This window comes from Silvimonas amylolytica (assembly GCF_014645555.1).
GTDB classification, from domain to species: domain Bacteria; phylum Pseudomonadota; class Gammaproteobacteria; order Burkholderiales; family Chitinibacteraceae; genus Silvimonas; species Silvimonas amylolytica.
In genome coordinates this window covers 338,180-353,063 of the sequence record NZ_BMLY01000003.1, presented here as the reverse complement: position 1 = coordinate 353,063, position 14,884 = coordinate 338,180, and the positions used below count along the sequence as shown (strand labels likewise).

General features: G+C 57.8%; 13 protein-coding genes and 1 riboswitch. Of the genes, 3 read left to right on the top strand and 10 right to left on the bottom strand.

Annotated features, from left to right (window positions below):
* Nucleotides 1–23: 23 nt before the first annotated feature.
* A complete protein-coding gene (locus IEX44_RS11365; RefSeq protein WP_188693420.1) occupies nt 24–1,424 on the bottom strand; it encodes an L-serine ammonia-lyase in 1,401 nt (466 codons plus the stop codon).
* 199 nt (nt 1,425–1,623) lie between these two features.
* Nucleotides 1,624–1,708: riboswitch (glycine riboswitch) on the bottom strand.
* A 60-nt stretch (nt 1,709–1,768) separates the two neighbouring features.
* Nucleotides 1,769–1,900, bottom strand: coding sequence for a hypothetical protein (locus IEX44_RS21195; RefSeq protein WP_268238901.1), 132 nt, complete (start codon nt 1,898–1,900; stop codon nt 1,769–1,771).
* A gap of 179 nt (nt 1,901–2,079) precedes the next feature.
* Between IEX44_RS21195 and IEX44_RS11360 the strand changes: the two genes are divergently transcribed.
* On the top strand, nt 2,080–2,982 hold the full coding sequence (locus IEX44_RS11360) for a polysaccharide deacetylase family protein (RefSeq protein ID WP_188693417.1): 903 nt from the start codon (nt 2,080–2,082) through the stop codon (nt 2,980–2,982).
* A 105-nt stretch (nt 2,983–3,087) separates the two neighbouring features.
* Here IEX44_RS11360 and IEX44_RS11355 read toward each other — a convergent pair whose 3' ends face one another.
* The 8 genes from IEX44_RS11355 to aptA form a co-directional block, all read right to left on the bottom strand.
* On the bottom strand, nt 3,088–3,417 hold the full coding sequence (locus IEX44_RS11355) for a hypothetical protein (protein ID WP_188693414.1): 330 nt from the start codon (nt 3,415–3,417) through the stop codon (nt 3,088–3,090).
* 330 nt (nt 3,418–3,747) lie between these two features.
* Entirely contained in the window at nt 3,748–4,911 is a 1,164-nt protein-coding gene (locus IEX44_RS11350) for a M20 aminoacylase family protein (protein ID WP_188693411.1), read from the bottom strand.
* A gap of 87 nt (nt 4,912–4,998) precedes the next feature.
* A complete protein-coding gene (locus IEX44_RS11345) occupies nt 4,999–5,460 on the bottom strand; it encodes a DUF3592 domain-containing protein (RefSeq protein ID WP_188693408.1) in 462 nt (153 codons plus the stop codon).
* Between the two features lie 50 nt (nt 5,461–5,510).
* Complete coding sequence (locus tag IEX44_RS11340; RefSeq protein ID WP_188693404.1) at nt 5,511–6,689, bottom strand: hypothetical protein; 1,179 nt, start codon at nt 6,687–6,689, stop codon at nt 5,511–5,513.
* 49 nt (nt 6,690–6,738) lie between these two features.
* Nucleotides 6,739–8,229 (bottom strand): UbiA family prenyltransferase, encoded by a 1,491-nt coding sequence (locus tag IEX44_RS11335; RefSeq protein WP_188693401.1) that lies wholly within the window; start codon nt 8,227–8,229, stop codon nt 6,739–6,741.
* Nucleotides 8,226–8,600, bottom strand: coding sequence for an EamA family transporter (locus IEX44_RS11330; protein WP_188693396.1), 375 nt, complete (start codon nt 8,598–8,600; stop codon nt 8,226–8,228). Before IEX44_RS11330 ends, IEX44_RS11335 begins: the two co-directional genes overlap by 4 nt.
* 370 nt (nt 8,601–8,970) lie before the next feature.
* Nucleotides 8,971–10,494, bottom strand: coding sequence for a CoA-acylating methylmalonate-semialdehyde dehydrogenase (locus IEX44_RS11325; RefSeq protein ID WP_188693393.1), 1,524 nt, complete (start codon nt 10,492–10,494; stop codon nt 8,971–8,973).
* An 88-nt stretch (nt 10,495–10,582) separates the two neighbouring features.
* On the bottom strand, nt 10,583–11,935 hold the full coding sequence (gene aptA / locus IEX44_RS11320) for an omega-aminotransferase AptA (protein ID WP_188693390.1): 1,353 nt from the start codon (nt 11,933–11,935) through the stop codon (nt 10,583–10,585).
* Between the two features lie 251 nt (nt 11,936–12,186).
* Here aptA and IEX44_RS11315 point away from each other — a divergent pair, with 251 nt between their 5' ends.
* Together IEX44_RS11315 and IEX44_RS11310 are read left to right on the top strand one after the other, a co-directional pair.
* Nucleotides 12,187–13,614 (top strand): aminotransferase-like domain-containing protein, encoded by a 1,428-nt coding sequence (locus IEX44_RS11315; protein ID WP_188693387.1) that lies wholly within the window; start codon nt 12,187–12,189, stop codon nt 13,612–13,614.
* Between the two features lie 77 nt (nt 13,615–13,691).
* The gene (locus IEX44_RS11310) at nt 13,692–14,867 is read left to right on the top strand and encodes a GGDEF domain-containing protein (RefSeq protein WP_229678994.1); all 1,176 of its coding nucleotides are present in this window, start codon (nt 13,692–13,694) and stop codon (nt 14,865–14,867) included.
* The last annotated feature ends 17 nt before the right edge of the window (nt 14,868–14,884 follow it).

The following is a 14,884-nucleotide window of genomic DNA, read 5'->3' as shown; positions in this document are numbered from 1 at the left end:
GGAAAAGGCCGCCCCGGATGCGCTCAACACTCCACAATATTCACCGGCACCTCAACAATCTCGATCGCCAACCCACCCCGGGCAGTTTCCTTGTACTTGGTGTGCATATCCCGCCCGGTCTCCCGCATGGTACGGATCACCCGATCCAGCGAGATAAAGTGACTGCCGTCGCCACGCAGAGCCATGCGTGCAGCGTTGATGGCCTTTACCGCTGCCATGGCATTGCGCTCTATACAGGGTACCTGCACCAGACCACCCACCGGGTCACAGGTCAGCCCAAGGTTATGCTCCATGCCAATCTCGGCAGCGTTTTCCACCTGTTGGGGTGTGCCACCCAACACTTCGGCCAAGGCACCGGCTGCCATGGAACACGCCGAACCCACCTCCCCCTGGCAGCCCACTTCCGCACCAGAAATAGACGCGTTGAGCTTGAACAGAATGCCAATCGCCCCGGCCGTGAGCATGAAGCGGACAATACCCTCTTCGGTCGCGCCCGGTACGAAACGTGCGTAGTAATGCAATACAGCGGGGACAATGCCGGCCGCGCCATTGGTCGGCGCCGTCACCACCCGGCCACCGGCGGCGTTTTCTTCATTCACCGCCAACGCGTAGAGGTTAACCCAGTCCATCACCGTCAACGGATCAGCCAGGCCCGCCTCTGGCGTACTGGTCAGCTTGCGGTAAAGCTGCGCCGCGCGGCGTTTGACTTTCATACCGCCCGGCAGCACACCCTCCCGCTCGCAACCGCGTTTTACACAGGCTTGCATCACGTGCCAGATCTCCAGCAAGCCTTGGCGAATGGCGGTTTCGTCACGCCAGGCCAGTTCGTTCTCCAGCATGATCTGGCTGATGGTTTTGCTTTCTTGTTTGCACAAAGCCAACAGTTGCGCGGCGGTCGCAAACGGGTGCCGTAGCTGGGTGACATCCGGCGGGGTAAAACCGGCTTCAATGGCGGCCTCATCGACAATAAACCCGCCGCCGACCGAATAATAAGCACGGCGGGAAAGGCTGTGGCCCAACGCATCGAAGGCTTCAAAGATCATGCCATTGGGGTGATACGGCAAGGCTTTGCGCTTGTGGAGTATGAGGTGTTCTGACTCGCTGAAGTCTACAATTTGCTCACCCAGCAGACTGAGTTGCCGGGCATGCCGGATAGTGGCAATCCGCGCCGGTACCTGATCTACATCCACCGTGTCGGGCTCCTCTCCACACAAGCCCAACATGACGGCGACGTCAGAACCGTGGCCTTTGCCAGTGGCGCCCAGCGATCCATACAACTCTGCCCGGATCTCGGTCACCTCCGGCAAGATGCCATCGCGCGCCAGTCGTTGCACAAACTGTCGCGCAGCGCGCATGGGGCCAACGGTGTGGGAGCTGGATGGGCCAATACCCACCTTGAAGAGATCAAAAACGCTGATTGCCATGAGTCTTGCCCTGCATGGCCGGTGGGTGACACCGGACGAGTATGGAGGGCTGGCGTGAAGATGGCACTGTGTGCAAAAAAAAGAGGCCACCCGACGCTAGCCGTGTGTTGCCCCCTCTGTCCTTGGTGCCTGAGAGATTACGGCCGCGCGCGGCCTTGCTTCTTCGGCGGAGTCAGCAGACTCGCTCTCCAGAGTGCCAGATTGCCGCGCAGTTCTTTTGCCTGAGAGTTTTCAGGGCGATACCCCTTCGGCGCCACGTGGGTGGTCTCTCCTGCCCGGCATTAATTGGCTGATGGCAATCTAGACAGCCACATATGCCATGTCAATGCGGAGTTTTAGCCGTTTTAGATGCCAATTTGCTGGCTGATCTGTTCACCACGGTTGTCGCCACCCCCAGTCAGCACAGCAGTGGTCACACAACCACCTAATGAGGAAGCAATCAAAACAATAGCGATGATATTGCGCAGTGTTTTCATGATAGGTACCACATAGATTTTGCCGTTAATCAATGACTCAATGATATGACATTGACAACACAGTGAAACGTAACCATTCACGCTATCAAAGCCGGTTTGCCGATATTGCGGGCTTTGATCGCCCCGTCAGCACCCCGCCCTATACTGGCTTTCATCATGTTCAACCACGTGGAGTCCCCATGAGCACCTTGCAGGAAAGACTGGGTTTCAGCGCCAGCGATCGCCTTCTGATCACCCATGCCGATGATGTGGGCATGTGCCAGGCCACGATCTCAGCATGGGAGTCACTGGTGAACACGGGCCTGCTGAGTTCGGCCTCGACCATGGTGCCGTGCAGCTGGTTTCCATATGCCGCCGAGGTCGCCCGCAAACTGGGCGGCAAAGCAGATCTGGGGGTGCATCTGACACTGAATTCAGAACGTCAGCGTTATCGCTGGGGGCCGCTGACAACGCATGATCCAGCCAGTGGCCTGGTGGATGAACAAGGGTATTTCCACAATCTCGCCCGCCCCACGCACTTGCAGGGAGACCCCACGGCAGTACACAAAGAACTCGCTGCGCAGATTGCCCGTGCCAGCCAGTTCGGGGTGGATATCACCCACGTGGATAGCCATATGCTTACGCTGTACCACCCGGCGCTGATGCCTGTCTATCTGGATCTGGCCGCGCAGACTGGCGTGCCAACGCTGATCCCGGATGTAGATGGCTCGACCGTTGCGCAGATGTGCGTGATCCCGCTCGAAGAAGGCGAGATTGTCGCCAACCAGTTCCAGCAAGCCGCGGCGAGCGGCAAAGCCGTGTTACTGGCCAGCATGGTCGGCTTGCCCTTTAACCGTCAGCTGGAACAGAAAGAACGGCTGGCCTTTGCCTGTGACTGGCTTGATACGCGCGGCCCTGGTGTCCACGTTCTGGTCGGTCATCCGGCTGACGACACGCCGGAACTACGCACGCTGGCACCCGATGTCGAAACACGCGTGGCGGACCGTGTTTTGATGGGTAGCGATGAATTTGGCCGGGCGATTGAAGCGCGTGGTTTCAAACTGATTGGCATGCGCGAAATCCGCGAAGCCATGGCAGCCTGACGCACATAAAAAAGGCCGTCAGCTTTACGGCTGACGGCCCCAAGGGTGTCGGGCTGTGACACCAATCCCCAGGAAAGACTACTCCTGACATGAGGTATGCAACTCTCACTGCATACCGCATCCTTGCGGCGCCGGCGGCATGCCGGACGCATCCTTGGGCGGCGGCCGGTGTTTGCCATCGCCACCAGAACCATTCGGACCACCGTCAGGTGGCGGGCCATCTGGCGGTGGCCCGCGATGCCCATGATGGGCAGACTGGTCCTTGCTATCGCCATCGTTCTTCATCTCAGCGGGCGGCCCGCAACGACCTTGCGGCGCAGACGCGCTCCAGTCGTTATCCGACATCGACGGCGGCGGCACACCTTCCACGGCCCCCGCAACATAACTCGCGCCAACCAGCACGAGGCCGGTGACGAGCAGACTGACTACTTTCATGCGCATTCCTGCATGACTGAACACGGATACCAGGTTAACACGGCAACTAGCCGGCAATTGCGTGCAGTTGTATGCGTAAAGTGGCGGGACGGGGGTGGCGTGTACGGGCGGGTGTCGCGGTGCTCGATTGATACCGCGTGGTACAAACTGGTGTGAGCGGCGTCACGGGGTAGAGGGCGTGGTGCTTGCCCTCTCCATTCTGGTCATACGGCATGCGGCAACCGTACATACTGAGGGGCACACTGTGTGAGTGGTGTCCGGTTTTGATGTGCTAGCAAGTGGCCAGTCGCACTCCGGCAAGGTCAGGAACACGCCGCAACAGAGATGGCATCAAGCCTTCAAATAGTCTTCGGCCAGACCCACCCACATGGCCGCGCCCGGCGTCAAACACCCATCATTAAAGTCATAACCCGGGTTGTGAATCATGCAAGACCCTTCCCCGTCGCCATTACCAATAAAAAAGTAACAACCGTTTGGATTGGCATCGAGCATATAGGCAAAATCTTCGCTTCCCATTAATGGTCGGGCACCGTAATGGGCTTTGGCCTCACCAAACAACTTTGCGGCTACACCGTGCGCAAAACGGGTCTGGGTTTCATCGTTCACGAGTACCGGCGTGCCGTGGCGGGTTTCAATGGTGGCGGTGGCCCCAAAGCTTTGCGCCTGCAAGCGCACCACGTCTTCAATGCGCGACAGCAACAACTTGCGGATCTGTCGGTCCAGCGCACGCACGCTGAGCTTCATCAGTGCGGTAGCAGGCACCACATTGGCGACGTCGCCCGCCTGGATCGACCCCACGGTAATCACGGCGGCATGCTGAGTATCGACATTGCGCGAAACGATGGTTTGCAAAGCCAGGGTGATACTGGCTGCCACCACGATCGGATCAACCGTGGTATGCGGCAAAGCACCGTGCCCACCCTTGCCATGAATGGTGATATCCAGACTATCGGCAGAGGCCATGAAAGCACCCGTGCGGAAATAGAACTGCCCGACCGGCAAGCCTGGCATGTTATGCATGCCAAAGAGAGCATCACACGGAAAGCGCCGGAACAATCCGGCATCAACCATGGCCTGCGCGCCACCCAAGGCTTCTTCCGCGGGCTGGAAAATCAGGTTGAGCGTGCCATCAAAGTTGCGGGTTTGCGCAAGGTAACGCGCTGCACCCAGCAACATGGTGGTATGCCCGTCATGGCCGCAGGCATGCATGCGATTGGGAATCTGGCTGGCCCATGGCTTGGCAGTGGCCTCATGGATTGGCAAAGCATCCATGTCTGCCCGCAAACCCAGAGACTTGTTGCCATGACCGGCCTTGAGCACGCCCACCACACCGGTTCTGGCGATACCCCGATGAACCTCATAGCCCCAGCTCGCCAATTTTTCAGCCACGAGATCGCTGGTGCGGCTTTCCTCAAAACCCAGTTCCGGATGACGGTGAATGCTGCGGCGGATTTCAACAAGCTCCGGCTCAAAGCTGCGCAAGGTATCAAACATGGCGGGTTCCAGAGGAGAGATGACGGCCTGTCCTTTCATGCTAAACAAGGCAGCAGGCCGCGCAATACAAAGGCACGATTGGCAGGTTCAGCCGGCTTTGCGGCGTAGTACAAGTGCCACCAGCCAGGCCAGCACTGCCCCTGCACCACATACGATGGCAGGCAGCCATTGCTCGGTAAACTGGTTGACCTGGGCCGCACCGGGGTGATCCGGCGGGTACATGACGGTCACCTGATCACCCTGACGAAGGGCCGGCCATTTACCCGTCTGCAGGGGGACAAAATCGACAATCTGGCCATCCGGCGTGCTGAAACGCACCAGGGGTTTGGCATCGCTACTGCCCTGAGGCCCAATCATGTTCACGACCTTGCCCGGAGCGGACACCGTGCCATCTCGCCGATCATAAGCGCGCGAAGCCAGAATGATGCCCGCCAGTGACAAGGTCAACGCGGACAGCAGGGCCACCAGCAAGGTGATGCGCAACGAGCCGGGACGACCTTGCGCAGCGTGAGAGGAAACGGGCGTTTTGCCCCTGGCAGCAACTTTCATGTAAAGACCAGCCTGGACGTCTACGGGCCTGCCAGTCTACCAGAGGCTGCTCAGCGCGGCGTGCCAGCGTCATCGGTCACCCGGCCCTGATAAAAACGGGTCATGGTGTACGACAACCCGCAAGCCAGCATGCTCACAAGACCCATGTACAACATGCTCAGATTGCGTATTTCGCCCGGATAGCAGAACAGCAAAAACAGCGGCACATTCACCGCCAGCGCCAACCAGAGATACTGCTTGACCTGCCTGGGCAAAGGCAGCCAACCCGTGCGCACCAGCATGACCACCAGCAAAATATTGATCAGGTTGAAGCTCTTGGGCGTCACCAGGCCATACTGGAACTCGAACCCTTTCAGGTGCCCAGGGTAACGAAAATAATGCAGTTGGTCCCACAAATGAAACTGCACCACCCCGCCCGGGTTTCCCGCGTAGTGCGTTTTGACCACCGAATATGTGATGCCGCTGACCAGCAAGACCAGTAACGTCCAGAGGCCACCTTTGCGCCAGCCAAAGCGATTGGCCAGCAATGGAAACAAAGTGACCGAGAAAAAGAAAAACGCTTCTTTGTTATACGTCGCCAGTGGTGCCAGCAACACCAGCCAGCCAGGAGAAAAACACAGCGCCAGCCAGAACGCCATGGCGTAGAAAAAGAGTTCGGAAAAGTCGTAGAAATTGCCGCCCACCGTGAGGAACATGGGGAAGACCAGCACAAACACGGTGGCGGCAAGGGCAGACGCAAAACGGTCTGCAGTCAACTGCATGCCGATGCGCCACATCACGACTGCCGCGCCAACAAAGGCGACAAAACCCAGCAGATAGACATAGTAAAACGTGATCTGCAAGGCAGCTGGCTGATTCACCGCGGCGATCACCGCAGAATAATGCTGCGCCATATTGTCGGCCTGCAACATGCTCTCCAGCCTGGCTTGCAAACCGGCTGGCGTATGCACCTGCAGCCACTGGGCCAACTCCGGCACCAGACGGCGGTAAATCCATGGCCTTTTGGCCGTGCCATCCAGCATTTCCTGCAATAAACACGGTGCATCCGGGTCAACGCCGGTGCTGCAAAACCCCCATTTGGCAAAGAAACTGCCATAGGCTGCGGCACAGCTGACAAAGAACAGCGCCAGAAACGGCACGACCTGCAGCGTCGCGGTGACAAGGCTACGCCAGGACCTGCCGACCCGGTCAGAGGTCTGGGGCGTCAACACAGCCACATTATCAATCATCGGGAGCTCCCGGCCGGCATCGTGAAAGGCATGACGCCACTCAACCGCCTCACAGGAATGCACCGAGTGCGATGATCGTCACGCCGACCAGCACGGTTTGCTGACTCACGCGGTCACGCACTGCAAACACCACCGGATCATCCTGAACCAGACCCCGGTTCGCCATCAGCCACAGGCGGCACACCCAGAACATCAAGAGCGGACACAAACCCCATAGCACCTGTGGCGTCTTGTATAACGAACCGACATCCGGGCTGTTGATGTACAACGCCAGCACCAGCACGCTGAGCAAGCAGCTGGATACGCCCATGGCCATCACCACATACTGGTCAGCCACCAGATAATTGCGGCCAGAGACTTTCTCCCGCCCTGCTTCTTCCAGCGCCAGGAGTTCGGTATAGCGCTTGACCAGCGCTAGCCCCAGGAAGATAAACATGGAGAACGCCAGGAGCCAGAACGAGGGCACGACACTGATCGCAGCCGCACCGGCAATGATGCGAATGGTATAAAGCGCGGCCAGCAGCACCACATCCACGGCCATCTTGCGTTTAAAGCTGAATGAATAAGCACTGGTCAGTAACAGGTACACCAGCAATACGGCCAGCAACTGTGGAGAGATCACCGCCGCCAGCAGCAGGCCGACCAGCAGGAGCACCGGCACCGCAACAAAGCCTACGCCGAGCGGCAATTCGCCCGAAGCAAATGGACGCTTGCGCTTGCGCGGATGCAGTCGGTCAGACTCCAGATCCAGCAAATCATTGACCAGGTAGATAGACGACGCGCACAGCCCAAACGCGATGAAAGTCGCCACGCCAGCACCCGCAGAAGCAAAATTGCCCAGCTTGTGCGACACCAGCAGTGGAATGAATACCAGAATGTTTTTCAGCCATTGATGGACACGGGCGGCGCGGACAAACGACTTCCACAGACCACGCACCGGCGTCTCTTCGGTCAATTCTGCAACCTGACCTTGCGTGCGCATAAACCAGGCACGTGCGGCACTGTCTGGCCGCACACAACGCGCCACACCCGCTTCCTGCCAGATCGCCACGTCGTCTGCGCTATTGCCGATGTATTCAAAGCTGCGCTGCCCAACCACTTGTTTGATGGCATCAAGCTTGCGGGTACTGGAAACATTCACGCCGTTACCCGAAGCCAGCACCCCGTCAAACACCTTCAGGTGTCTGGCGACCGCATCTGCAATGCGTTCGTCCGAGGCTGTCGCCAACCAGACTTCGATGCCCGCCTTGCGTGATTCATCCACATATTTAAGCACTGCGGGGTTATAGGGCAGCAATGAAGGGTCGAACTCGAAGTCCGTCGCCAGTTTCTTTTTCAGGTCAGCCTTGCCACCAAACAACCAGAAAATAACCCTGAAGAAAGTCCACACAGAGCGTTTGATCTGGAACAGCAAAGACTCGACCAGCATGTCGGTATGCACCAGCGTGCCGTCCAGATCCACAAACAGATAACGTGGGCGCGGTGTTTGCGCCGGCTGAACCGGCTGTGCCGGTTGGGCTGCAAAATCAGTCGTGCTCATTTGGTCCCCACGATGTAAACACCCAGCGCCACGATACAGCTGCCAATAATCTTCCATGCAGAGACCTGTTCATGGAAAACCAGGCCACCCAGCACGACCGTCACGATCAGACCCAAGGCCACAAACGGATACGCTGTGCTGACATCCACACGCGCCAGGACACCCAGCCACACCACTGCGCCGCCGAAATACAGCATCAAGCCGCCCAGCACCCAAGGATTCAGCGCAACGCCGGTAGCCAGCGCGGGCAGATTCATGGAATGCAATGCGCGCTGAATGCCTTCATCCACCATGCCGCGTTTGAGCAGCATCTGCGCACAGGCTGAGCAACTGACACTAATCAGGATCAGCGTAAAAATGAGCCGGGACATGCCTTCCCTCCAGGTAAGGGGCTTACGTTTCGTTGCGCCGCACAATTACGATAACTTTCTATTGTTTCAGTTTCAACAACGAAAAGTTTTCTCAAACAGAAAGTAACTGCGATTTTGCAGTAATTTTAAGTCTTTCAGCAAGCTGGCGTGACGAAGCGTTTCAGACCAACGGCAAGAAGGAGAGCCTTGTAGTATCTGAAAAACAACTACATTTAGGGATCGCCCTCTTTCTGCCTTTTTCCCTTACAAAAAAACCGCCCTGGTGCCCAAAAAAACAAAACCCCGACCAGCGCCGGGGTTTTGTTTTTTGGAGGCCGTTACTTATCTATAGGTGTTGTATAGATGTTGGGAGACCACCGTAAGCAAATAATTACTTCATGTTGGGCATGACAAACTCGGGGCCTGCCTGGCTGTTGCCTGGCCAGCGTTGTGTCACCGTTTTCAGCCGTGTGTAAAAGCGCACGCCTTCCGGCCCATGCATGTGGTGATCGCCAAACAAAGAAGCCTTCCAGCCCCCAAAGCTATGGAATGCCATCGGTACCGGAATCGGCACATTGACGCCCACCATGCCAATCTGTACCGACGCTGTGAAGTGTCTGGCGGTACCACCATCGCGGGTGAAGATCGCAGCGCCATTGCCAAACTCGTGTTCGTTCACCAGTTTGACCGCAGCGGCGTAGTCCGCCACGCGGCTCATGGCCAGTACCGGGCCAAAAATTTCTTCGCGGTAGATTTTCATGGTGGGTGTGACGTGATCAAACAGCGAACCACCGAGGAAGAAACCATTTTCATATCCGGCCAGTTTGAAATCGCGGCCATCCACCACCAGTTCTGCGCCCTCAGCCACGCCGGTGTCGATATAACCCTTCACCTTGTCGCGGTGCATGGCCGTCACGAGGGGCCCCATTTCTGCATTGTGATCCAGGGAGTGCGAGACCTTGAGTCTGGCCAGACGTTCAACCAGCTTGGCCCGCAAGGTGTTGGCAGTGGTCTCCCCCACCGGCACCACCACAGAGATCGCCATACAGCGCTCTCCTGCTGCGCCGTAGGCGGCCCCCATCAATGCATCGGCAGCTTGATCCATATCCGCATCAGGCATCACCACCATATGATTTTTTGCACCACCCAATGCCTGAACACGCTTGCCGTTCGCAGTGCCACGTTCATAGATATAACGTGCAATGGGTGTCGAGCCGACAAAGCTGACAGCTTGTACATCCGGGTGATCCAGCAGCGCATCAACGGCGACTTTGTCACCCTGAACCACGCTGAATACGCCATCCGGCAAGCCGGCCTCTTTCAGCAGTCGTGCAATTTCCAGCGACGCACCGGGCACACGTTCGGAGGGCTTGAGTACAAAACAGTTACCGCAAGCGATCGCCACCGGGAACATCCACATCGGCACCATGGCCGGGAAATTGAACGGCGTGATGCCTGCCACCACGCCCAGTGGCTGGCGCAAAGAGAAGCTATCGACTTCCGTACCGACGTTCTCGGTCATCTCGCTTTTCAGTAACTGGGGAATACCCGTGGCAAACTCCACCACTTCCAGGCCGCGCTGCAGTTCACCAAGGGCATCGGCATGGACTTTGCCGTGTTCCTGACTGATCAGCGTCGCCAGTGCTTCCAGGTTTTCTTCCATCAGCCGCAGAAACTTGAACAGTACGCGCGCCCGGCGCAGCGGCGGGGTGGCAGCCCAAGCCGGAAACGCCTTCTTTGCTGCAGCGACCGCAGTGTTCACGTCTTCTGTCGTCGCCAGCACCACTCGCCCGTTCACTTCGCCTTTGCTGGGGTTGTAGACCTCGCCAAAGCGCTCGGCCGTGCCTGGAACCTGCTGACCACCGATCCAGTGCAGCGCGGCGGCAAGTTGTTTGATGTCTTGATTGGAAGTCATGGCGTATCTCTTTTGTCTTTATCTAAAACTGGAAATCAGGAAATCAGGAAATCTGAAACTTTGAAATTCAATGTGGTCAAGCGAGGCGTCAAGCCATGACCTTTTTCACGCAACGGCGCAAGCCATCCACCATCGCCCCGATCTCACTCTCAGTCGCAATAAACGGTGGGCCCATGGCGACCGTATCGCCAGTCACGCGGAACAAGAAGCCTTCTTCGATCCCGGCTTCAAACAGCTTGTATGCCCGTAGCCCGGGTGAGCCCTCGATCGGGGCCAGATCAATCGCCGCGGCCAGCCCAATGTTGCGGATGTCGATCACGCCGGATTCGCCTTTCAGACTGTGAATTGCATCTTCAAGCACCGGTTCCAGAGCGCGGGCACGTTGCAGCAGGCCATCTTGTTCAATGATATCCAGCACCACGTTACCGACAGCCGCCGCCAGCGGGTGGCCAGAATACGTATAGCCATGCATGAACTCTACGGCATGCGCCGGACCGGTCATGAATGTGTTGTAGATCTCGTCCCGCACGATGACGCCACCCATGGGCACCACGCCATTGGTAATGCATTTGGCAAAGGTGATCATGTCTGGCGTGACGCCAAAGCGCTGCGCACCAAACCATTCGCCCACACGGCCAAAGCCGCAGATGACTTCATCAAAAATCAGCAAGATGCCATGTTTGGTACACAGTTCACGCAGGCGTTGCAGATAGCCTTCCGGCGGCACCAGCACACCGGTGGAACCTGCCATGGGTTCGACGATGACGGCAGCGATGGTCGATGCGTCATGCAAGGCAACAAGGCGTTCGAGTTCGTCGGCCAGATGCGCGCCCCACTTGGGCTGGCCACGGCTGAATGCCATTTGCGAGAGGTTGTAGGTATGTGGCAGGTGATCAACACCGTTCAGCATCAGCGGTGCAAACATCTTGCGGTTAGCCACCATGCCACCGACCGAGATCCCACCCATGCCCACGCCGTGATAACCGCGCTCGCGGCCAATCAGGCGGGTGCGCGTCGCCTCACCACGCAAGCGGTGGTAGCCGATCGCCATCTTCAAAGCGGTATCGACGGACTCCGATCCAGAATTACAGAAGAACACATGATCCAGCCCTTGCGGTGCCAGACCTGCAATGCGCTCCGCCAGCCGCAGCGTTTGCGGGTTGGCCAACTGGAAAGCGGTGCTGTAGTCCAGGGTTTCAGCTTGTTCTTTCAAAGCTTGCGCAATCCGCGGATCGCCATGCCCCAAGGCGCTACACCACAGCCCGGACAAACAATCGAACAACGTCTGGCCTTCTGCGGTCTGGTAATAAGCGCCCTTGGCAGACACCAGCGTGCGCATGGCCGGGTTAGCCTTGAACGCGCGATTGCCGGTAAACGGCATCCAGTAGGGTTCTGCGTTGAGCTGGGCATTGTCCAGCGCGGTAGGGTGTTTGGCGTTCATTGCGAAGCTCCACGAGGGGTACCGGAACAGGGATGCTTGCAATGTACGCAGCCAGGTCAGAGACGCATATATACAGTTCTGCAAGTCAGCAGCATAACTGTCTATATGGCAGCACCAGCACAGTTTGCTGAACTGCCCAAAAATGGACGTTTCCCTGCGTTGTAGCGTCGCATTGGTGCGCGATAACCAGACTTGCATCCTGTACATATACAGTGTGTATGATGAAGACGTTATCTGGCCCGATACTCACCATGAACCAGCGCCCCACTCTGCCTGTACTTACCCTGGATCCCGCCAGCACCACGCCGTTGGTGACACAACTCCACGATGCCATTGCTGATCAGATCAGCCGTGGCCTATGGCAGCCAGGCATGCGCTTGCCCTCTGTACGCATTCTGGCCAAAGCCTGCGCGATCAGCACATTGACGGTCACCAACGCCTACAACCGACTCGTGGCTGAAGGGTATGTCGAGGCACGACGCGCCAGCGGTTACTTTGTGCAGGCACGCCTGCCGGAAAAACCACGCAGCCGAGTTGCGGAGCCCCCGCTCTCGATCGACTCTTTGCTGTTGTTGCAACGCGTGTACGGCGATGACTCACTCAGCATCAAACCCGGTAGCGGCTGGTTACCCGATCACCTCTTGTTTACCGACGGCATCAAACACGGACTGGCGACGCTCTCACGGCGGCAGCCCAATGCCTTCGCCCGCTATGGCCATGCCTATGGCTACGCACCCTTGCGCCAGCAAATCCAGACCCAACTGGCCGCACGCAATATCGACACAGCACCAGAGCAGATCATCCTCACTCACGGCGCCAGCCACGCGCTCGACTTGATCGCCCGCACACTCTTGCAACCGGGCGATACCGTGCTGGTCGATGACCCTGGTTATTGCAACCTCTTACCGACCTTGCGCCATATGGGCGTCAATATCGTCGGCATCGAATTCACGCCGCAGGGCCCCAATACCCAAGCCTTGCAACGGGCCGCAGAGCAATACAAGCCAAAGGCCTTTTTCACCAACACCAACCTGCAGAACCCGACCGGGGCGAGTTGCTCTCCCGCCACTGCGTTCCGGATTCTGCAATTGGCTGGCCTGCATGACTTTTATGTGGTGGAAGACGATATCTTTGCCGATCTGCACCCGGCCACTGCACACAGTCTGGCCGCGCTGGATCAACTCCACCGAGTACTGCATATCAGTAGTTTTTCCAAGACCATCTCTCCCAGTCTGCGAGTGGGATTTATTGCCTGCGGCAGCGCGCTGGCAGAGAAACTGGTCTTTGCCAAAATGGCGCAGGGTCTGACCACGTCTGAGATCAATGAACAACTGGTGCATACCATCCTGGTAGAAGGCAACCACCGCTCTCACCTCACCCGTTTACGTGCGCGGCTCTCAGAAGCACAACAGCAGGTGGGCGATGCGCTGACCGCTTGCGGCCTGCAGTTGTTCCATCGGCCCACCGGTGGCATGTTCGTCTGGGCTGGCCTCCCCGCAGAGACCGATATGCAAGCGCTGGCTGCGGAGGCCGCCCGTCAGGGCATGCTGCTGGCGCCCGGGTATCTGTTCACGCCGGATCAGTCCGCCACGCCATGGATGCGCTTCAATGTGGCCCATGCGCAATCAGATGAGTTGTATCGTTTCTTGCAAAAAACCTGTCTGAGTTCAACGTCTTAGCCACGCTTCACTATACTGGCACTCAGGGCTGCCCAACGATGGGACAAAAAGCCCGGCGGATGCAGTTGGGGGCGATGATGTCTGACGAGGTTGTGCATACCTTCGGCTTTACGATCTATTTCGTCTTTGCCCTGATGTTCACCTGGGCCAGCCATATCCAGCGGACCAACCCGGGCGCAGGTTGGTGGGCGTTGTCGATCTCCAGCGCCTTCTTCGCGCGGCTTTTGTATTTTGCACTGCTGTCTACGGGTGACACCCGGCTGATCATCACGGCCTACGCGATCTTCATCGTGCTGGAAAAACCCTTGATGCTGACGGGCATCGTGCGGTTTCTGAATCTGCAAATCACCACCCGCTGGTTCTGGCTGATCGCCGGTATGGCAGAACTCTGGCTCGCGATCGCCTGGGTGGCCAATGTGGGTGGTTTCGCCCGGATTGCCGGGTATTCACTCGTCAACACCAGCCTGCTGGCTTGCGCCGCGTGGCTGATTTTCAAGCATCACAACGTGGTGCCGGGCGTGTCACTGCGGGTCGCCACGCTCGCCTGCCTGGCGCTTGCCGTGCACTGGCTGACTGCGCCGGTGTTTATCCAGCTTTATCCAACCTGGGCGACCACCGGCTTTGCGCTGGGCGCCATGCTGACACTGGCACAGTATCTGTCGCTGCTGACTGCCGTGTTGTCACTCTTTCAGAAGCGCTTGCTGGAGTCCGAAGCGCGCGCGCTGGATATGGCGTTTCTGGACCCGCTGACCGGGCTGAACAACCAGCGCTACATGACCACATTATTTGATCAGGCTTTGTTGCTGGCTACGCGGCCGCACCACATCGTCGCCATTTTTTATATTGATCTGGATAACTTCAAACCCGTCAACGACCAGGCCGGCCACGCGATCGGCGATGAAGTTCTGAAAGCCATGGCGCAACGGCTGAAAGACTGCACCCGCAGCACCGACATCTGTGCCCGCGTGGGCGGCGATGAATTTGTAGTGATCGGCACGCAATTTACGCAAGAATTTCAAGTCGACGAAATGGCCAGAAAACTACTCGAGCATGTGTTGCTACCCATAGAAGCCGGTGGCTACACCTTTCAACTTGGCGCCAGTATCGGAATCAGCCTGTATCCGGAACATGGGCATAGCCTGACTGAGTTAGTCCAGTGTGCGGACAAGGCGATGTACCACATCAAGCACCATGGCAAGAGCGGATTTGCGGTGTATCAGGGGGATGCTGCACTGGGTTTAAGAGAGGCATGAGTGGCTGGCCTGTGCGC